Genomic DNA, 20,476 nt, shown 5'->3' on the forward strand with positions numbered 1-20,476 from the left:
CTCTATGGGGGAATGGAGGGACGTGTCGCGCTCCAGCCGAATGCACTAGAGCGGTGCACAAACGGGGAGTTAGTATAGAGACCATCCACGCGCAGGGCGACAGCCGAAACGGCTTTTCGGCCAAGTTTTTCGGTTTATTTGCCGACCGTTAGTCTTATTGCAACATGAGTCAGCGACGGCAGGTAGGACGATTGCCTTGAAACCCGTCACATTCGCCACCACTTCTACAGCTATCATGGTTTTTTCCTGCAACCTTCGATGATTATTCGTGGGCTGCTGAGCTATTTTCGTCCTTGGCGGCTGTAGGCCCGGGGTGACTGAAAGAGGTACGTTATGTCGGATTTCCAGCTCGTCACCCGTTTTGAACCCGCCGGCGACCAACCCGAAGCCATTCGCCTGATGGTTGAAGGCATCGAGGCCGGCCTGGCGCACCAGACGCTGCTCGGGGTGACCGGTTCAGGCAAGACCTTCAGCATCGCCAACGTGATTGCGCAGACCAACCGCCCGACGTTGGTGCTGGCGCCGAACAAAACCCTGGCCGCGCAGTTGTACGGCGAGTTCAAGGCGTTCTTCCCGAACAACGCGGTGGAGTACTTCGTTTCCTACTACGACTACTACCAGCCCGAAGCCTACGTGCCGTCGTCCGACACCTTTATCGAGAAGGATGCGTCGATCAACGACCACATCGAGCAGATGCGGCTGTCGGCGACCAAGGCGCTGCTGGAGCGCAAGGACGCGATTATCGTCACCACGGTGTCGTGCATCTATGGCCTGGGCAGCCCGGAAACCTATTTGAAGATGGTGCTGCACGTTGATCGCGGCGACAAGCTCGACCAGCGCGAGCTGCTGCGTCGCCTGACGAGCTTGCAGTACACCCGCAATGACATGGACTTTGCCCGCGCCACCTTCCGTGTGCGCGGTGATGTGATCGACATCTACCCGGCCGAATCCGACCTCGAAGCCATCCGCATCGAGCTGTTCGACGACGAAGTTGAAAGCCTGTCGGCCTTCGACCCGTTGACCGGCGAGGTGATTCGCAAGCTGCCGCGCTTCACCTTCTACCCGAAAAGCCACTACGTGACCCCGCGCGAAACGCTGATGGGCGCCATCGAGGGCATCAAGGCCGAGCTGGTCGAGCGCCTGGACTACCTGCGCGCCAACAACAAGCTGGTGGAAGCCCAGCGCCTGGAGCAGCGCACCCGTTTCGACCTGGAGATGATCTTGGAGCTGGGCTACTGCAACGGCATCGAAAACTACTCGCGCTACCTCTCGGGTCGCGAATCCGGGCAGGCGCCGCCCACCTTGTTCGATTACCTGCCGGATGACGCCTTGCTGGTGATCGACGAATCCCATGTCAGCGTGCCGCAGGTGGGCGCGATGTACAAAGGTGACCGCTCGCGTAAGGAAACCCTGGTGGAATACGGCTTCCGTTTGCCATCGGCGCTGGATAACCGGCCGATGCGCTTCGACGAGTTCGAGAGCATCAGCCCGCAGACGATCTTCGTCTCGGCCACACCGGGTAACTACGAAGCCGAACATGCTGGCCGCGTGATCGAGCAACTGGTGCGCCCGACCGGTCTTGTGGACCCGCAAATCGAAATCCGCCCGGCGCTGACCCAGGTGGACGACTTGCTCTCGGAAATCACCAAGCGCGTGGCCCTGGAAGAGCGGGTGCTGGTCACCACGCTGACCAAGCGCATGTCCGAGGATTTGACCGATTACCTGGCCGACCATGGCGTGCGTGTGCGCTATTTGCACTCGGACATCGACACCGTGGAACGCGTCGAGATTATCCGCGACCTGCGCCTGGGCACCTTTGACGTGCTGGTGGGCATTAACCTGTTGCGCGAAGGCCTGGACATGCCGGAAGTGTCGCTGGTGGCGATCCTGGATGCGGACAAGGAGGGCTTCCTGCGCTCCGAGCGCTCGTTGATCCAGACCATCGGCCGCGCGGCGCGTAACCTCAATGGCCGCGCGATTCTTTACGCGGACCGCATCACCGGCTCCATGGAGCGGGCGATTGGCGAGACCGAGCGCCGGCGTGACAAGCAGATCGCCTTCAACCTCGAGAACGGCATCATCCCCAAAGGCGTGTTCAAGGACGTCGCCGACATCATGGAAGGCGCCACCGTGCCGGGCTCGCGCAGCAAGAAGCGCAAGGGCATGGCCAAGGCCGCCGAAGAAAGCGCCAAGTACGAGAACGAATTGCGCTCGCCGAGTGAGATCACCAAGCGTATCCGGCAGTTGGAAGAGAAGATGTACCAACTGGCGCGGGACCTTGAGTTTGAGGCCGCGGCGCAGACGCGCGATGAGATCGGCAAGCTGCGGGAGCGGTTGTTGGCTGTTTGATTGGCGGTGACTGCACCGGCCTCATCGCAGGCAAGCCAGCTCCCACATTGGAAAGCATTTCAACTGTGGGAGCTGGCTTGCCTGCGATGGCATCACCTCGGTCTGGAGCCCAACCACCCCAGGCTGTTACCATTCGCCCCTTGTTTCAATTTTCAGTTTTATCGCCCATTCGAGACCTGCCATGACCACCGTCCGCACGCGCATTGCGCCATCGCCTACTGGGGATCCCCACGTCGGCACTGCCTACATCGCCTTGTTCAACTACTGCTTTGCCAAGCAGCACGGCGGTGAATTCATCCTGCGGATCGAAGACACCGATCAACTGCGTTCGACCCGTGAGTCGGAACAGCAGATTTTCGATGCGCTGCGCTGGCTGGGCATCACCTGGGCCGAAGGCCCGGACGTCGGTGGCCCGCACGGCCCGTATCGCCAGAGCGAGCGCAGCGACATCTACAAGCAGTACACCCAGCAATTGGTCGACATGGGCCATGCCTTCCCGTGCTTCTGCACCGCCGAAGAGCTGGACCAGATGCGCGCCGAGCAACAGGCGCGTGGCGAAACCCCGCGCTATGACGGCCGCGCACTGCTGCTGTCGAAAGAAGAAGTGGCCCGGCGCCTGGCTGCTGGCGAGCCTCACGTGATCCGCATGAAGGTGCCGAGCGAAGGCGTGTGCGTGGTGCCGGACATGCTGCGCGGCGACGTCGAGATCCCGTGGGACCGCATGGACATGCAGGTGCTGATGAAGACCGACGGCCTGCCGACGTACTTCCTGGCCAACGTGGTCGACGACCACCTGATGGGCATCACCCACGTGCTGCGCGGCGAAGAATGGCTGCCGTCGGCGCCAAAACTGATCCTGCTTTACGAATACTTCGGCTGGGAACAGCCGCAGCTGTGCTACATGCCGCTGCTGCGTAACCCGGACAAGAGCAAGCTGTCCAAGCGCAAGAACCCGACCTCGGTGACCTTCTACGAGCGCATGGGCTTTATGCCTGAAGCGATGCTCAACTACCTGGGCCGCATGGGCTGGTCGATGCCGGACGAGCGCGAGAAGTTCTCGCTGCAGGAAATGGTCGATAACTTCGACTTGTCGCGCGTGTCCCTCGGCGGGCCGATTTTCGACATCGAGAAGCTGTCGTGGCTCAACGGCCAGTGGCTGCGTGACCTGCCGGTGGAAGAGTTCGCCAGCCGCGTGCAGCAGTGGGCGTTGAACCCTGACTACATGATGAAGATCGCGCCGCTGGTGCAGGGCAGGGTGGAGACGTTCAGCCAGGTCGCCCCGCTGGCCAGCTTCTTCTTTGCCGGTGGCGTGAACCCGGATGCCAAGCTGTTTGAATCCAAGAAGCTCTCGGGCGATCAGGTTCGCCAGTTGATGCAGTTGATCCTGTGGAAGCTCGAAAGCCTGCGTCAGTGGGAAAAGGACGCGATCACCGCAACGATTCAGGCGGTGGTTGAGTCCCTGGAGCTGAAATTGCGCGATGCCATGCCGTTGATGTTTGTCGCGATCACCGGGCAGGCGAGTTCGGTGTCGGTGCTTGATGCGATGGAAATTCTCGGCCCGGACCTCACGCGTTTCCGTCTGCGCCAAGCCCTTGATTTGCTTGGGGGTGTGTCGAAGAAAGAAAACAAAGAGTGGGAAAAGCTGCTGGGCGCTATCGCCTAAGCAACCGGCTGTAACGATAAAACCCCGGTTTTCCGGGGTTTTAACGGTAAGTGATTGTTATCCCGGCAAAAAATTTTGAAAATTGTTGAAAATAAATTTGACAGCCTTTCAAACCGCCATTAAGATTCGCCCCGTCCTCACCGATGAGGGGCTATAGCTCAGCTGGGAGAGCGCTTGCATGGCATGCAAGAGGTCAACGGTTCGATCCCGTTTAGCTCCACCAATTTACAGGTTCAAGGTCTGGCCACACCGTCCTTGAATTGATCAGGTCTCAGCTCTGATCGGTTGTACAGAAGGTTTTGTCCCCTTCGTCTAGTGGCCTAGGACACCGCCCTTTCACGGCGGTAACAGGGGTTCGAGTCCCCTAGGGGACGCCAGTTTCAACAAGCAGCTCGAAAGGTCTGCTGCGTCGCGAGACGAAAAATCCGGGGCTATAGCTCAGCTGGGAGAGCGCTTGCATGGCATGCAAGAGGTCAACGGTTCGATCCCGTTTAGCTCCACCAATTTTACAGGTTCAAGGTTCCGGCCACACCGTCCTTGAATCGATCAGTTCTCAGCGCTGATCAGTTGTATAGAAGGTTTGTGTCCCCTTCGTCTAGTGGCCTAGGACACCGCCCTTTCACGGCGGTAACAGGGGTTCGAGTCCCCTAGGGGACGCCACGATTACCCGCTCTGCGGGATTTTTAAGGGTCATTCAATTATTGAATGGCCCTTTTGTTTGTCTGGCGTTTGGGTTTTCTCGCGGCAGGCTACGGCATGTTTTGCACCACGTTGGCGGTACGCAGTGATTTGTTGATGCGCGCCAGCTCGCGTCGCTGATCGACTTGCGGGCCGCGGTTCTGGGCGTTCTCCAGTGCGACGTTCCACAATTCCACCCCGTCGGCGTCATTGAAGAATTTGCCGAACGGCTGGTTGCCCACGCCTTCTCCTTCCACCTTGGCGATCAGCACGGTGCGAAAGCCGCTGATGAAGTTGGCGGTGTACTCGTTGGCAAACACGTAGGGCGCCTCTGCGGCCACCCATGCGCAATCCGCGTATTGCTGTCTCCAGGCCATGACGTTCTCTCCGGTATGCGGTTCGTTGCATCGATAACGGCAGGGGCGGGCGTTTTATTCCATTTATCTCATTTGCGCTGCTCGGACGAGCGGTCATGCGGGTGGCTTGCCAAATATTATTATGGTAATAATATTCAACCCATGAAAGACGGAGGCAACGATGAGCGATAAAAAAGCGCAAACCCGCGAACGCATTTTGCAGGCTGCCAGCGCCGCGCTGATCCAGCGCGGCCCGGCCGAACCTAGCGTCGGTGAAGTCATGGGCGCAGCAGGGCTCACGGTCGGTGGCTTCTACGCCCACTTTGAAAGCAAAGACGCGTTGATGCTGGAGGCCTTCACCCAGTTGCTGGCCCGGCGTCGCGCATCGATTGACGACATGGACGCACAACTGACCGGCGAGGAGCGCAGAGCCCTGGTGGCGGCGTTCTACCTGTCGCGCAAGCACCGCGACTCAACGGACCAGGCGTGCCCGATACCGGCAACTGTGGGCGAGATGAGCCGCCTGCCGGATGAGTTTCGCCTGGCGCTCAATGAGCATACGGAGTTGATGGCCGCCCAATTGGCTGCCAGCCCCGAGGACACCGACAAAGCCCTGGCGGATATGGCCTTGATGATTGGCGGCCTGGCCTTGGCGCGTGCGCTCGGGCCAGGTGAATTGTCAGACCGCGTGCTACGCGCAGCCAAGTCGGCGGTGCGCTGAAAAAAGGAGCCGTAGGATGGGCGCATTAACCTGGATTCGAGGCTTCAATGGCACCGTCGGCCGCCTGGCGCCGCACATGGTGGCCAGTAAGTTGCGCCGCACCTTCATGACGCCGCGCAACCTGGCCCCGCGTGACTGGGAACTGCCGCTGCTGGCGCAATCGGAGCGCATCACCTTGCGTTTCGGCTTGTCGGCGTTGCGTTGGGGGCAAGGGCCGGCGGTGCTGCTGATGCACGGTTGGGAAGGGCGCCCTACGCAGTTCGCCAGCCTGATCACGGCCTTGGTGGCCGACGGCTATTCAGTGATTGCCCTGGACGGTCCCGCCCATGGCCGTTCGCCGGGGCGTGAGGCGCATGTGCTGTTATTTGCCCGCGCCATGCTCGAAGCCGCCGCTGAGCTGCCACCGCTGCATGCGGTGGTGGGGCATTCCATGGGCGGCGCCAGCGCGATGCTGGCGGTGCAATTGGGTTTACGCACTGAAGCACTGGTGAGCATTGCCGCGCCGTCGCGTTTTCTTGATGTACTGCGTGGGTTTGCCGGCATGGTCGGTTTACCACCACGGGCGCGCTCGGCGTTTATCCACGAGGTCGAACTGACCTTTGGCATGCCGCTCAAACATTTGGACGTCGCCTACTACCAGATGAATCTCCCTGGCCTGATCGTGCACGCCGAAGACGACACCTTCGTGCCGGTCAAAGCCTCGCAAGCCATTCATGACGCCTGGTTCGACAGCCGCCTGTTGCGCCTTGAGCAAGGCGGGCACCAGAAAGTGCTGGCCGACCCACGGGTAATCGAGGCGGTACTCAGCCTGTTGGCCGGCCGGCGTTTACAGGAGCGCCAGACCGCCTGATACACTGCCCCGCCGACATTAATCGACTGGAGCAAGGCATGGGCTGGGATTTGGCAACGCCGTTTATCATCGACCTGCAGGTCGCCGCGCAAGACATCGACGGCCTGGGGCACGCCAATAACGCGGTGTATGTGTCCTGGCTGGAGCGTTGCGCGTGGCGCCATTCCCAGCGCCTGGGGCTGGACCTCACCGAATACCGCCGACTCGACCGCGCCATGGCGGTAGTGCGCCACGAGATCGACTACCTGGCCGCTGGCTACGAGGGCGATGAGCTGCAACTGGCCACGTGGATCGTCGACTGGGACCAGCGCCTGAAAATGACGCGCCGTTTTCAATTGATGCGCCCCAGCGATGGCGCGACCCTGTTACGCGCGCAAACCACCTTTGTCTGCATCGAACTGTCCAGTGGCAAGCCCAAGCGCATGCCGCCCGAGTTTCTCGACGGCTATGGCCCTGCGCTGACAGGGGGTTAACGTTTAGTGTGGGAAAACCAGTAAACTGCGCCACGATTTTTGTTGAGTGTTTTCCATGCAAATTGCTTTGGCGCCCATGGAGGGGTTGGTCGACAACATCCTTCGCGATGTGCTGACCCGCGTGGGCGGTATTGACTGGTGCGTGACCGAGTTCATTCGCGTCAACGACCGCCTGCTCACCCCTGCCTATTTCCACAAGCTCGCCCCTGAGCTGCTGCACGGTGCCCACACGGCGGCAGGCGTGCCGCTGCGCGTGCAGTTGCTCGGTTCCGATCCGGTGTGCCTGGCCGAAAATGCCGCGCTGGCCTGTGAGTTGGGTTCGCAAGTGATCGACCTCAACTTCGGTTGCCCGGCCAAGACGGTCAACAAATCCCGGGGTGGCGCGGTGTTGCTCAAGGAGCCGGAGCTGCTCAATCAGATTGTCGAACACGTACGCCGCGCAGTGCCTGCGCATATCCCGGTGACGGCCAAGATGCGCCTGGGTTTCGACAGCCCTGACGGTGCGCTGGTGTGCGCCACGGCCCTGGCCGAGGGTGGTGCTGCGCATATCGTGGTGCATGCGCGCACCAAGACCGACGGCTACAAGCCGCCGGCCCATTGGGAGTGGATCCCGCGGGTGCAGGACGTGGTCAAGGTGCCGGTGTTTGCCAACGGCGATATCTGGAGTGTCGAAGACTGGAAACGTTGCCGCGAAATCAGTGGCGTTGAAGACATCATGCTCGGCCGTGGCCTGGTGGCGCGCCCGGACCTGGCGCGGCAGATTGTGGCGGCAAAGGCGGGAGCAGAAGTGGTCGAAATGACCTGGGCGCAAATGCAGCCCATGCTCCAGGAATTCTGGACCCAGTCGGTGGCACAACTGACCGAAAAACAGGCCCCGGGCCGTTTGAAGCAATGGCTGGCGATGCTGACGCGTAACTACCCCGAGGCGGTGACGTTGTTTACCGCCTTGCGCCGTGAGACGGACCTGCAGCAAGTCAGCCGTCTGCTGGGCATGCAGCATCCCTTGGCAGCTTGATGGGTTGAGCCAGCGTTTACATTTCACCTGAACAGGGCGCCATTGGCGCCCTTTTTTGCGCCTGCCGGTTAGCATAAAGGTTTGAAGAATAGGCGTTTTAATCTTGTCGGTTAGTTGCGTGACTGCAGTGTATTAACGGGTGTGACGACTTCCGAGTGTAAAGAGCGGCTTGAATCAAGGTCCTGGCGGAAAAGTCCATGGGGCAAAGTCTGATAATGCGCATTAGTTTCCTTATATGAGGTCCGATTTTCGGAACTCAACAGCCTAACTTTCCACGTATGTAGGGACTGTGAAGCAGCGCTGTTGTTTCCAGCGAATAAACTATTGACTCCCTGAACTGTTAATGCGGTCAGGCTCTGTTGAATAAGGAACTACCCATGTCTCTATCGGTTAATAATCCGTCGGTTGCGAAAGTTGATGCGTCCACCCTTGATCGACTCCTGGACTTGGCAACCAAGCCCGGTGAAACGTCGAACACCCACGTCACAAGTGCGAGTACCAGCAACCTGCCCGCGCGCCTTGACAACACCCAGTTCTCATCCAATGGCGCCATGATTCCTGGCGCTGCGCTCAACAAGTTGTTTGAGATGCTTGAGCAGGTCTTCAGCGTCCTGCGTGAAATGCTGGCTGGGAGAGATTTGGTGCCTTCGGCATTATCCGACTCAGCCAAATTGCTTGACGGAAAACCGGCTTTGCCGAGTTCGACGGGGAAATCCGATGCCAGTGAGCAGCCGAAGTTGCCGGGCGCAGCTAAGCAGCCGAGCTTGCCGGCCGAAGCGGGGTTGCCTGAGAAACCTGAGTTGGGCAAGCAGCCGAATTTTCCGGGCGCGGGCCGGCTGCAGGGAAAACTTGAGGCCGTTAAGCAGCAGAACTTGCCAGCCGAAGCGGGGTTGCCTGAGAAAGCCGACCTGGGCAAGCAGCCGAATTTTCCGGGCGCGGGCCGGTTGCAGGGGAAACTCGAGGCAGTTAAGCAGCAGAACTTGCCAGCCGAAGCGGGGTTGCCTGAGAAAACCGACTTGGGCAAGCAGCCGAATTTTCCCGGCGTGGACCAGCTGCTGGGGAAACTTGAGGCAGTTAAGCAGCAGAACTTGCCAGCCGAAGCGGGGCTACCGGTGAAGCCTGACCTGGGCAAGACGCCAAAATCGCGGGACGAAGACGGGTTGCCAGGCACGCAGACAAGTAGCCATTCGGTGGTGACGCCGGATGCACGCATGCAGCGCTTGACGGTGGCATACCCGCCCGTAAGTCAACCTGATGTCAGCGTAAACAATGACTCCAATGCAACTGTGCATGTGAACGTGAACGTCGCTCATTGCCACTGTCCGGATGAGCGTGTTTCCTCGGATAATTGGACAAGGATGAGGCAGACGCCAGACCTCTTGCCGATGCCGGCTAAAAAGCGACAGCATGAGATCACGCCAGGTCACGAGCATGCGGTCAGGCCGCGCGAGCAACCTGCGGTAAGGCTGGATATGCAGCCTGAGGTCAGGCCAGGTCATGAGCATGAGGTCAAGCCTGGCAAGCGGCCTGCGGTAAGGCTGGATAAACATCCTGAGGTCACGCCAGGTCACGACCATGAGATCAAGCCGGGCAAGCGGCCTGAGGTGAGCCAGGAAAAGCAGCCCCACGTCACTCCGGGTCACGAACATGAGGTCAAGCCTGGCAAGCGGCCTGAGGTGAGCCAGGAAAAGCAGCCCCACGTCACGCCGGGCCACGACCATGAGGTCAAGCCTGGCAAGCGGCTTGAGGTGAGTCAGGAAAAGCAGCCTCCTGTCACGCCGGGCCACGACCATGAGGTCAAGCCGGGCAAGCGGCCTGAGGTGAGTCAGGAAAAGCAGCCTCCTGTCACGCCAGGTCACGAACATGAGATCAAGTCGGGCAAGCATCCAGAGGCCAAGCCAACGCCAAAGCCCTCTGATACCAAGACCCCGGGATTGACCAGCCCAGCCCCCGATCAGGACGCTGTTAATACAAGAAATAGGCCGTTCAACGCCAGGTCAATGGCCAGGTCCTGATAACCCTTCCGTGATTTGAAAACTTAGCGTGCAGGCACTTCTTCGGCTATATAACCGCGAAGCGGTGCCTGCCCATGGGGGGATTCTATGTTTAACTTTTCAATTAGAAATATTGCCCATGTCAACGATATAGGTCGGGAAAGAAGTGCCGATTCATTTCGCCCCACTCGCACACTAATAAAACCATTAAAGGCTTTTAGTGAAGAGGCAGCGCAGCGTCGTGTTCCCTCCTATCGCGCGTTTGAGAATAAGGTTTTTATGAAAGACGCCGGTGAAACTATTAGTCCGTTGACGGGACTGTTTACTTCATTTCTGACTCGGTTAACACGTTTCGCCTCGGGCGGGAAAGATAAAACAATTGCGGTGATACCCACGCCTGCGCCGCCGATTACTGAGCAGGGCGTGCCCGAATCGGTAATGCATCAAGCTCGAGTGCCCAGGCCAAACCCGGCAGCCTTCATTCCAGGCCGTTCAAGCAAACGCGGCGGTGCAAAGCCGGACAATATCTGGAGCGGATTCCGCCAGGGCCCGGACGGCAACTGCGTGACGGTATCGGCCATCAAGGTGGCGATGCAGCACTGCGGTCAAAGCCCCACGGATATATACCAACAGGTGACCAGGCTTTACGACGGTTATCGCGTAGTCATGCGCGATGGTTTTGAACTCAGCCTGACTGATCGAGAGCTGGCCCAAGGTGCACAAGGCGCCCAGTTCAAAGGGCGGGACGAGGGGATGCTCAAGGACGCGCAATTTCTCTTTGCCGTCAGTGCCAAGCGCGCACAAATGGAAGACAACGATGATTCGGCAGGGTGCTGCTATCAGGCGGCAATCCTTAGCCTGAACGATGGCGAGGATGAGCACGGACCGGGCGAGGCTCTTTTGCGGCTGGGGTTGCGTCAGTACATGCGCACGGTCTCTCCAAGGGACCTCGCCCGTGGGCAAGTGGGCATATGCAATCGGGGCGGGCATTCGGTGGCGGTCATTCATGGCCGCGAAGAAAAGTGGGGGCGCCCGGGGGCGGCGCCCACTTGGGGCGACGCCATAGCACTTGTTTAGGTGTTGATGGGCTCGGCTCGGCCATAGGCGATCAGTCAGGGCGCGACTCAATCCACCGCAGCGTTGCCCCAGGCTGTTTTTTGCAGGTTATTACTTCGATAAGTATCAGGAAATCAGTGAATGAATATCTCGGCAGATGATCCTCAAGGTTCGCCGGCGAAAAAGCAGGGCAATCAACTCGATGCTGTTGGCGGCATGACGCCTGAGCAGATCTGGAGTGGCATTTATCAAAAGGTGGAAGGCCATTGCGGCACGGTGTCGACGATCAAGGCAGCCATCATCCGGTTCTGGCAGGACCCCCAGGGGATCTTCAGGCGGGTTCAGGTCGCCCGCGACGGCTTTGAGGTGATCATGAGGGATGCCTTCACGCTGCAGGTGACCCATGATGAAATGCGTCAGGCGTACGAGGCATCGAAGTTCTACGGCAGTCATACGCAGTTGCTCAATTACGCCAACTTCTTGTACGCAGTCAGTGCCAAGCGCGCGCAGATGGAAAGCAACGACGCCGGTGCCGGCGAGCGTTTTGCGGCGGCCTTGCGCACCCTCGATGAAAGCGAGCACCCAGGTGAAGCGCTTCGGCGGCTGGGGTTGATTGGCTGCATGCGTGAAAGCACCGTCGACGAGCTGAGGGCCGCGCTCGGCACCCAGGCGGACAACGAGTATGCGGCCGCAGTGATCGATGGGGCGCCCGAGTCCGCCGGGCAAAAGCACGACGTGGCGTCATCGCGATGGATGAATGCCGGGTTTCGGGCATCGACGCTCGTATGACGGTTACTCCAGCAACCGCCTGAACCCCTCGATCGGCAGTGGCCGGCTGTGCAAATACCCCTGGAACAAATGGCAGCCCAGCTTTTGCAGGAATGCCAGTTGCTCTGGGGTTTCCACGCCCTCGGCGATCACTTCCAGGTTCAAGCTGCGGGCCATGGCCACAATGGCGCGAATGATTTCGGCATCGTTGGGGTCATGGGTGGCGTCGCGTACAAAGGATTGGTCGATCTTCAGCGCATCCACCGGCAGGCGCTTGAGGTAGGTCAGTGATGAATAGCCGGTGCCGAAGTCGTCCATGGCAAAGCTCACGCCGATTTTTTTCAGGCGGCGCATCTTCGCCACGGTGTCGTCCAGGTTCTGGATCACGATGCCTTCGGTGATTTCCAGTTTCAGCAGGCCGTAGGGCAGTTTGTGCTGGGCAAGGCTGCGTTCCACCCGTTCAACAAAGTCATTCTGACGAAACTGCCGGGGGCTGATATTCACACACAGGCTGAAATTCAGCGGGTCCACCAGCCCCTCGGCAATCAATTTCGCGAAGGCGCCGCAGGCTTCGTCGAGAATCCAGGTACCGACTTCCAGGATCAGGCCGCTGTCCTCCAGCACCTTGATAAATTCGGTGGGCGACTGCGCGCCCAGTTGCGGATGCTGCCAGCGCACCAGGGCTTCGGCGCCGATGATGCGATTGCCACGCGCGTCCACCTGGGGTTGGTAATGCACGCTGAACTCACCGCGTGACAGCGCCAGGCGCAGGTCGGTCTCCATGCGCAGGCGTTCGCTGGCGGTTTTCTGCATGCTGTTGTGAAACATCTGCGTGGTGTTGCGGCCCGAGTCCTTGGCCCTGTACAGCGCAATGTCGGCGCGCTTGAGCAGGTCCGCCGGTGTGGAGCCATGGTCCGGAATCAGCGCCACGCCAATGCTCGGCGTGACCTGCAGGCGGTGGCCGTCGAGGAACATCGGCTCCGAGAGCAATTCGCGCAAGGTATCGGCCAACTCCTGCACTTGGGCGCTGACTTGCGCGCGCGTTCCGTCCAGGCCGCTGAGCAACACCACAAACTCATCGCCGCCCAGGCGCGCGACGGTATCCTCCATGCGCACGCTGGCTTCCAGCCGCGCCGTGACGATTTTCAGCACCGTGTCGCCGACCGGGTGGCCGAGGGAGTCGTTGATGTGCTTGAAGTGGTCGAGGTCCAGAAACAGCAAGGCGCCGCGCAGGTTATGGCGTTTGAGCAGGGCGATCTGCTGGCTCAGGCGGTCCATCAGCAAGGCGCGGTTGGGCAGGTTGGTCAGCGGGTCGTGATAGGCCAGGTGGCGAATCTGCGCCTGGGCATTTTTCAACAGGCTCACGTCCCGCGCGGTCAGCAGCAGGCACGGGGTTTCATTCAGGGTGATGGGTTCTACCGAGACCTCCACGGCCAACACTTCACCGCGTTTGTTGTGCCAGAGCATTTCCAGGTGGTGAATGCGGCCCTTGATCTGCAGCTCGGCCAACAAGGCGGCGCGCTGGTTCTCATCGGCCCAGATGCCGATCTGGTACAGCGTCAGGCCAATCGCCTCTTCGGCGCGGTAACCGGTCAGGCGGCAAAAGCCGTCATTAACCTCGACATAGCGGCCGGTGTCGCGCTCGGTGATGGAGATCGCGTCGGGGCTGGAATGGAAGGCTTTGGCGAACTTCTCTTCACTGGCCTTGAGCGCCGCTTCCGAACGTTGCTGCTGAGTGATATCGCGCAAGGTGGTGACGATGCACGGTTGGTCGCCGACTTTGATCAGGCGGCTGGAGATCACGCAGGTCAGGCTTTGGCCCGTTTTGTGATGCACCACGATGGCCACATTGCTCAGGGCCTGCTCGCGAATCACTTGTTCGATCCGCTGCAGGCGCTTGCTCGAGTCATCCCACAGGCCGATCTGCTCCGCGCTTCTATTGATCACTTCGGCGGCGGTCCAGCCAAAGGTCTGGGTAAAGGCCGGGTTGATTTCGATAAACGCACCGTTTTCCAGGCACGTGACGCAAATCGGATCGGGGCTGGCCTGGAACAGGCTGGCAAACTTTTCTTCAGAGGCGATCAGCCGCTGTTCGCGTTCCACCTGGTCGGTGATGTCCAGCAGGGTGCCGGCCATGCGCAGTGGTTTGCCGGCATCGTCGCGATACAGGCGTGCACGGCTTTCCAGAAACCGCGGGCTGCCGTCTTCGGCCAGCACGCGGTAGGTCAACTGATAGTTGCCCTCGGGGCCTTCGCGCAGGCTGCGATAGGCGTTGCGCATGCCCTCGCGGTCGTCATCGGACATGCCTTCAAAAAACGCATCGAAGGATTCGTGGAATGGCTCGGGCGGCAGGCCGTGCAGTTGGGCGGCACGCGCCGAGCCGTAGAGCATGCCGGTGGGTATATGCCAGTCCCAGGTGCCCAGCTGCGCCGAGTCCAGGGCGAGGTCGAGGCGCTCCTGGCTGTCTTTCAAGGCTTGTTCGGCATTTTTGCGTTCGGTGGTGTCCAGAAACGTGCTGACCAAGTAGGCCTCGCCTTCCAGCTCGACCTTCTGGGCGCTGAGGGTGCCATCGTGAATCTGGCCATTGCTCGCGCAAAACTGCACCTCCATGCTGATCGGTTCACCCTTGCGCTGCGTGGCCTTGACCAGCAGCGCGCGTTGCTCCGGGTGGCGCCACAGGCCGAGGTCGAGGGTGGTGCGGCCGATGACGTCAGCCACCGGCCAGCCGAAGAGCATCTCGAAATACTGGTTGGCTTCGCTGATCCGGCCGTCGGATTGACGGGTCAGCAGGACCATATTGGGGCACAGGTGGAACAGCGTGGCGAAGCGTTTTTCCGAGTGGCTGAGGGCGCGCTCGCGCTCGCGTTGGCGCGTGGTTTCGCGAATCACCCCGATCATGCGGCGCCGGCCGGTCTTGTCCGGTGCCAGGCTGCCGTTGATTTCCAGCCAGTGGTGAGAGCCGTCCGGCCACTGGATGTGGTGGTGCATGGCCTGCTCGAACGGCTCGCCTGCCAGCACCGCGTGAAAGGCCCGTACCACCCGCGCGCGATCCGACGGTGCCAGCAGGTCCAGGTAATCCAGGTCTTTGGGCAAAGGGTGGCGGGGATCGAAGCCGAACAGCGCCTGGGTGCCCCGTGACCAGCTTATCCTGCCGGTGTCGATTTCCCAGCACCACGCGCCCAGGCGGGCAGCATTGAGGGCTGCCAGCAACTGCGGGGCGCTGTCCCAGCTTTGTTCCGCCTCTTGGGGGTCCAGGGCGTAAATGCGGGGCAGGGGTGGCACTGAATCGACGGGGTTGCGCATTATCAAAGGGCCTTGGCTCAATGGGCGTTCGGCGCGGGTTTACTCAGACCTTGAGGCCGCACAGCTTCACGCCGGTATCCCTGGCAGATCGACCTGTGCATCCAATAGGCTCATAAAAGCCCGCGCAGCGTTCGACAGCGTCCTTTCGGTGTGCACGATATAGCCTAGCTGGCGACTGAGCTGTATGCCCGGCAAAGCGATACTTGCCACCTGATCATCGAGCATGGTGCGCGGCAAGACGCTCCACGCCAGGCCGATGGAGACCATCATCTTGATAGTTTCCAGATAGTTAGTGCTCATCGCGATGTTCGGCGTCAGGCCCTGGGCTTCGAACAGCCGGCTGACGATATGGTGTGTAAAGGTGTTGCCACCCGGAAACACCGCCGGGTGCCTGGCAATATCGGCCAGGTTGACGGTGCCGTTGCCGGTCAGGCTGTGCTCGGGGGCAACCACGAAATCCAGCGGGTCATCCCACACCGGTGTGGCACGCACCAAATTGTGCGGGTCGGGCGCCAGGGTGATGACGGCGACCTCGGCGCGGCCATGGAGGATTTCTTCGTAGGCCACTTCGGAATCGAGGAACCGAATATCCAGCGCCACATCGGGATACTCACGGGTAAAGGTGCGCAGGATCGGCGGCAGGCGGTGCAGGCCGATATGGTGGCTGGTGGCCAATGTCAGGCGGCCGCTGACTTCGCCGGTCAGGTTGGTGAGCGCGCGGCGGGTGTCGTCCAACACATTCAGAATCTGATACGCGCGCGGCAACAGCGCGCGCCCAGCCTCGGTCAAGCCGACTTCACGGCCCAGGCGATCAAACAAACGCACCTTTAATTGCTGTTCCAGCCCGGCAATGCGTTTGCTGATGGCCGGTTGTGTCAGGTGCAGGCGTTCACCGGCGCCGGAGAAGCTGCCGGTCTCGGCGATGGCAATAAAGGCATTGAGGTTGGCCAAGTCCATTGTGGTATTCCAGTTGGTAATCCAAAGCATAAAAAATATGAATTTGAGTTATTTAATGTAGCGCCATACCATCAGCCTCACAAGCCAAAGGGTTATTGAATGTCTCAAGGCCCGGGGCATAGAAACACCGATGATGAGGACCGACTGATGGCCGGCAAAACGCTTTACGACAAGCTTTGGGATTCCCATGAAGTGAAACGGCGCGATGATGGCTCGTCGCTGATCTATATCGATCGTCACATCATCCATGAAGTGACCTCGCCCCAAGCGTTCGAAGGCCTGCGGTTGGCCGGGCGCAAGCCTTGGCGCGTCGACTCGATCATCGCCACCCCGGACCACAACGTGCCGACCACGCCTGAGCGCAAGGGCGGCATCGAAGCCATTGCCGACCAGGTCTCGCGTTTGCAGGTGCAAACCCTCGACGACTATTGCGACGAATATGGCATCACCGAATTCAAGATGAATGACGTGCGTCAAGGCATCGTCCACGTGATCGGCCCGGAGCAGGGCGCCACCTTGCCGGGCATGACCGTGGTCTGCGGCGACTCCCACACCTCCACCCACGGTGCGTTCGGCGCCTTGGCCCATGGCATCGGCACCTCCGAGGTCGAACATGTGTTCGCCACCCAGTGCCTGGTCGCGAAAAAGATGAAGAACATGTTGGTGTTGGTCGAAGGCAAGTTGCCCTTCGGCGTAACCGCCAAAGACATCGTGCTCGCCGTAATCGGCAAGATCGGCACCGCCGGCGGTAACGGCCACGCCATTGAGTTCGCCGGCAGCGCGATTCGCGACCTGTCCATCGAAGGCCGCATGACCATCTGCAACATGTCCATCGAAGCCGGTGCCCGCGTGGGCATGGTGGCGGCGGACGAAAAAACCGTTGAATACGTCAAGGGTCGCCCATTCGCCCCGCAAGGCGCCGATTGGGACGCTGCGGTCGAAGCCTGGAAAGACCTGGTCTCCGACGCCGACGCGGTGTTCGACACCGTGGTCGAACTCGACGCTGCGCAGATCAAGCCGCAAGTCAGCTGGGGCACTTCGCCGGAGATGGTCCTGGCCGTCGACCAGAACGTGCCCGACCCGGCTAAAGAAGCCGACCTGGTCAAGCGTGGCTCCATCGAACGCGCCTTGAAGTACATGGGCTTGAAAGCCAACCAGGCGATTACCGACATCCAGTTGGATCGCGTGTTTATCGGTTCCTGCACCAACTCGCGGATCGAAGACCTGCGCGCGGCGGCGGTAATTGCCAAGGGCCGCAAAGTCGCCTCGACCATCAAGCAGGCCATCGTGGTGCCGGGCTCGGGCCTGGTCAAAGCGCAAGCCGAGGCCGAGGGCCTGGACAAGATCTTCCTCGAAGCCGGTTTTGAATGGCGCGAGCCGGGCTGCTCCATGTGCCTGGCGATGAACCCGGACCGTTTGGAGTCGGGCGAGCATTGCGCGTCCACCTCCAACCGTAACTTCGAAGGGCGTCAGGGCGCCGGCGGGCGTACTCACCTGGTCAGCCCGGCCATGGCCGCTGCGGCTGCCGTCAACGGTCGTTTCATCGACGTTCGCGAATTGATCTGAGGAATACCCGATGCGTGCTTTTACTCAACACACTGGCCTTGTCGCCCCTTTGGACCGTGCCAACGTCGACACCGACCAGATCATCCCCAAGCAGTTCTTGAAGTCGATCAAGCGCACCGGCTTTGGCCCTAACCTGTTCGACGAGTGGCGCTACCTGGACGTGGGCTACGCCTACCAGGACAACTCCAAGCGCCCGCTGAACAAGGATTTCGTGCTCAACGCCGAGCGTTACCAAGGCGCCAGCGTGCTGCTGGCGCGGGAAAACTTCGGTTGCGGCTCCAGCCGTGAACACGCGCCGTGGGCCCTGGAAGAATATGGCTTTCGCAGCATCATCGCGCCGAGCTACGCCGACATCTTCTTCAACAACAGCTTCAAGAACGGCTTGCTGCCGATCATCTTGAGCGATGCCGAAGTGGACGAGTTGTTCAAGCAAGTGGAAGCCAATGTCGGCTACCAGCTGACCGTCGACCTGGCTGCGCAAACCGTGACCCGTCCGGATGGCAAGGTCTATCACTTTGAAGTCGATGCGTTCCGTAAGCATTGCCTGATCAACGGCCTGGACGACATCGGCCTGACCTTGCAGGACGGCGATGCGATTGCCGCGTTTGAAACCAAGCACCGGGCCAGCCAGCCCTGGTTGTTTCGCGATGCCTGATTCTATGTAGACCGGACTGGCCCCTTCGCGAGCAAGCCCGCTCCCACATTTGATTGCATTTCAACTGAAGAAACTCGGTCGAATGTGGGAGCGGGCTTGCTCGCGAAGACGGCAGTACAAACAACAAAAGTCTCAAGGAAGCTCACCATGACCAACACCGCCCACACCCAAGTCGTGCAAAAACAATTCGGCGAGCAAGCCTCGGCCTACCTGAGCAGTGCCGTGCACGCCCAGGGCACCGAATTTGCGCTGCTCCAGGCCGAACTGGCCGGGCAGGGCGCGGCACGGCTGCTGGATTTGGGCTGCGGTGCCGGGCATGTGAGTTTCCAGGTTGCGCCGCTGGTTAACGAAGTGGTGGCTTACGACCTGTCCCAGCAGATGCTCGACGTGGTCGCCGCCGCTGCGGTGGAGCGTGGCCTGAACAACATTCGCACCGTAAACGGCGCCGCCGAACGCCTGCCGTTCGCCGATGGCGAGTTCGACTTCGTGTTCAGCCGTTACTCGGCTCACCACTGGAGCGACCTGGGTGTGGCCCTGCGCGAAGTGCGCCGCGTGCTCAAACCGGGCGGCGTGGCGGCATTTGTGGATGTGTTGTCACCGGGCAGCCCGCTGTTGGACACTTACCTGCAAACCGTCGAAGTGCTGCGCGACACCAGCCACGTGCGCGATTACGACGCCGCCGAGTGGATGCAGCAGCTCAGCGAATCCGGTTTGCACGTGCGCAACAGCAGTCGTCAGCGCCTGCGCCTGGAATACACCTCCTGGGTCGAGCGCATGCGCACGCCAGAAGTATTGCGCGCTGCCATCCTCGAGCTGCAAAGGGCGATGGGCCAGGAAGTACGCGATTATTACGAGATTCAAGCCGACGGCACCTTCAGCACTGACGTGCTGGTGGTGTTTGCCGAACGCTGATTAACTTTTCCCGACCTGCCCACGGGCAGGTCGCTTGATGAAATGAGGAACGCATGAGCAAGCAGATTCTGATTCTCCCTGGCGACGGTATTGGTCCGGAAATCATGGCCGAAGCGGTCAAAGTCCTGGAACTGGCCAACACCAAGTACAGCCTGGGCTTCGAATTGAGCCACGACGTGATCGGCGGCGCCGCCATCGACAAACACGGCGTGCCGCTGGCTGACGAAACCCTCGACCGCGCCCGTGCGGCCGATGCCGTGCTGCTTGGCGCCGTGGGTGGCCCGAAGTGGGACAAGATCGAACGCGACATCCGCCCTGAGCGCGGCCTGCTGAAAATCCGCGCGCAACTGGGCCTGTTCGGCAACCTGCGCCCGGCCATCCTCTACCCGCAACTGGCCGATGCGTCGAGCCTCAAGCCGGAAGTGGTCGCGGGCCTGGACATCCTGATCGTGCGTGAACTGACCGGCGGTATCTATTTCGGCTCGCCACGCGGCGTGCGTGAATTGGAGAATGGTGAGCGTCAGGCCTACGACACCCTGCCGTACAGCGAGAGCGAAATCCGCCGTATCGCCCGTGTCGGTTTCGACATGGCCCGTGTGCGTGGCAAAAAAGTCTGCTCGGTGGATAAAGCCAACGTATTGGCCTCCAGCCAACTGTGGCGCGAAATCGTTGAAGAAGTGGCCAAGGACTACCCGGATGTCGAGCTGAGCCACATGTACGTCGACAACGCCGCCATGCAGTTGGTGCGCGCACCCAAGCAGTTCGATGTGATCGTTACCGACAACCTGTTCGGCGACATCCTCTCCGACCAGGCGTCGATGCTCACCGGTTCCATCGGCATGCTGCCGTCGGCGTCGTTGGACACCAACAACAAAGGCATGTACGAGCCGTGCCACGGTTCGGCGCCGGACATCGCAGGGCAGGGCATTGCCAACCCGTTGGCGACGATTTTGTCGGTGTCGATGATGCTGCGTTACAGCTTCAACCTGAGCGAAGCCGCCGATGCCATCGAGAAGGCCGTGAGCCTGGTGCTGGATCAAGGTTTGCGCACCGGTGACATTTGGTCACAGGGTTGTACCCGAATCGGCACGCAAGAAATGGGCGACGCAGTAGTCGCCGCGCTGCGGAATCTGTAATCTCTCGGGCCCGCTTGCAGTTGT

General features: G+C 60.4%; 16 protein-coding genes and 4 tRNA genes. 17 read left to right on the forward strand and 3 right to left on the reverse strand.

Annotated elements, in window-relative coordinates; all coding sequences use genetic code 11:
- Positions 1–333: 333 nt before the first annotated feature.
- From uvrB to HX783_RS16100, 6 genes are all read left to right on the forward strand, one after another.
- A complete protein-coding gene (gene uvrB / locus HX783_RS16075) occupies positions 334–2,349 on the forward strand; it encodes an excinuclease ABC subunit UvrB (RefSeq protein WP_177017514.1) in 2,016 nt (671 codons plus the stop codon).
- 181 nt (positions 2,350–2,530) lie between these two features.
- Positions 2,531–4,012, forward strand: coding sequence for a glutamate--tRNA ligase (gene gltX, locus HX783_RS16080; protein WP_177017515.1), 1,482 nt, complete (start codon positions 2,531–2,533; stop codon positions 4,010–4,012).
- A 147-nt stretch (positions 4,013–4,159) separates the two neighbouring features.
- Positions 4,160–4,235: transfer RNA gene (locus HX783_RS16085), tRNA-Ala, on the forward strand.
- A 78-nt stretch (positions 4,236–4,313) separates the two neighbouring features.
- Positions 4,314–4,389 (forward strand) — tRNA-Glu (locus tag HX783_RS16090).
- Between the two features lie 50 nt (positions 4,390–4,439).
- Positions 4,440–4,515 (forward strand) — tRNA-Ala (locus HX783_RS16095).
- Positions 4,516–4,596: 81 nt separating this feature from the next.
- Positions 4,597–4,672 (forward strand) — tRNA-Glu (locus tag HX783_RS16100).
- Between the two features lie 89 nt (positions 4,673–4,761).
- On the opposite strand, the gene HX783_RS16105 is transcribed toward HX783_RS16100, so the two are convergent.
- The gene (locus tag HX783_RS16105; RefSeq protein WP_177017516.1) at positions 4,762–5,067 is read right to left on the reverse strand and encodes a hypothetical protein; all 306 of its coding nucleotides are present in this window, start codon (positions 5,065–5,067) and stop codon (positions 4,762–4,764) included.
- Positions 5,068–5,227: 160 nt separating this feature from the next.
- On the opposite strand from HX783_RS16105, the gene HX783_RS16110 reads away from it, so the two are divergent.
- The 7 genes from HX783_RS16110 (at position 5,228) to HX783_RS16140 (ending at position 11,944) form a co-directional block, all read left to right on the forward strand.
- A complete protein-coding gene (locus HX783_RS16110; RefSeq protein WP_159958210.1) occupies positions 5,228–5,767 on the forward strand; it encodes a TetR/AcrR family transcriptional regulator in 540 nt (179 codons plus the stop codon).
- 16 nt (positions 5,768–5,783) lie between these two features.
- Positions 5,784–6,617, forward strand: coding sequence for an alpha/beta fold hydrolase (locus HX783_RS16115; RefSeq protein ID WP_177017517.1), 834 nt, complete (start codon positions 5,784–5,786; stop codon positions 6,615–6,617).
- A 38-nt stretch (positions 6,618–6,655) separates the two neighbouring features.
- A complete protein-coding gene (locus HX783_RS16120) occupies positions 6,656–7,090 on the forward strand; it encodes a thioesterase family protein (RefSeq protein ID WP_177017518.1) in 435 nt (144 codons plus the stop codon).
- A gap of 55 nt (positions 7,091–7,145) precedes the next feature.
- The gene (locus tag HX783_RS16125; RefSeq protein WP_177017519.1) at positions 7,146–8,105 is read left to right on the forward strand and encodes a tRNA-dihydrouridine synthase; all 960 of its coding nucleotides are present in this window, start codon (positions 7,146–7,148) and stop codon (positions 8,103–8,105) included.
- Between the two features lie 377 nt (positions 8,106–8,482).
- Positions 8,483–10,120 (forward strand): hypothetical protein, encoded by a 1,638-nt coding sequence (locus HX783_RS16130; protein WP_177017520.1) that lies wholly within the window; start codon positions 8,483–8,485, stop codon positions 10,118–10,120.
- An 87-nt stretch (positions 10,121–10,207) separates the two neighbouring features.
- Positions 10,208–11,176 carry a hypothetical protein gene (locus tag HX783_RS16135; protein WP_256347189.1) on the forward strand — a complete coding sequence of 323 codons (969 nt, stop codon included), beginning with the start codon at positions 10,208–10,210 and terminating at the stop codon, positions 11,174–11,176.
- 120 nt (positions 11,177–11,296) lie between these two features.
- Positions 11,297–11,944, forward strand: a complete 648-nt coding sequence (locus tag HX783_RS16140) for a hypothetical protein (RefSeq protein ID WP_177017521.1) — start codon at positions 11,297–11,299, stop codon at positions 11,942–11,944.
- Between the two features lie 3 nt (positions 11,945–11,947).
- On the opposite strand, the gene HX783_RS16145 is transcribed toward HX783_RS16140, so the two are convergent.
- Positions 11,948–15,226: an EAL domain-containing protein gene (locus HX783_RS16145; RefSeq protein WP_177017522.1), complete on the reverse strand. Its 3,279-nt coding sequence runs from the start codon at positions 15,224–15,226 to the stop codon at positions 11,948–11,950.
- A 66-nt stretch (positions 15,227–15,292) separates the two neighbouring features.
- Positions 15,293–16,183 carry a LysR family transcriptional regulator gene (locus HX783_RS16150; RefSeq protein WP_177017523.1) on the reverse strand — a complete coding sequence of 297 codons (891 nt, stop codon included), beginning with the start codon at positions 16,181–16,183 and terminating at the stop codon, positions 15,293–15,295.
- A 147-nt stretch (positions 16,184–16,330) separates the two neighbouring features.
- On the opposite strand from HX783_RS16150, the gene leuC reads away from it, so the two are divergent.
- From leuC to leuB, 4 genes are all read left to right on the forward strand, one after another.
- Positions 16,331–17,749: a 3-isopropylmalate dehydratase large subunit gene (leuC, locus tag HX783_RS16155; protein ID WP_177017524.1), complete on the forward strand. Its 1,419-nt coding sequence runs from the start codon at positions 16,331–16,333 to the stop codon at positions 17,747–17,749.
- A 10-nt stretch (positions 17,750–17,759) separates the two neighbouring features.
- On the forward strand, positions 17,760–18,404 hold the full coding sequence (gene leuD / locus HX783_RS16160; RefSeq protein ID WP_106576680.1) for a 3-isopropylmalate dehydratase small subunit: 645 nt from the start codon (positions 17,760–17,762) through the stop codon (positions 18,402–18,404).
- 147 nt (positions 18,405–18,551) lie between these two features.
- Positions 18,552–19,316 carry a class I SAM-dependent methyltransferase gene (locus HX783_RS16165; protein ID WP_177017525.1) on the forward strand — a complete coding sequence of 255 codons (765 nt, stop codon included), beginning with the start codon at positions 18,552–18,554 and terminating at the stop codon, positions 19,314–19,316.
- Positions 19,317–19,369: 53 nt separating this feature from the next.
- The gene (gene leuB / locus HX783_RS16170) at positions 19,370–20,452 is read left to right on the forward strand and encodes a 3-isopropylmalate dehydrogenase (RefSeq protein ID WP_159958188.1); all 1,083 of its coding nucleotides are present in this window, start codon (positions 19,370–19,372) and stop codon (positions 20,450–20,452) included.
- The last annotated feature ends 24 nt before the right edge of the window (positions 20,453–20,476 follow it).

It is taken from the genome of Pseudomonas sp. D2002 (assembly GCF_013385735.1).
In the GTDB taxonomy this organism is placed as follows: Bacteria; Pseudomonadota; Gammaproteobacteria; order Pseudomonadales; family Pseudomonadaceae; genus Aquipseudomonas.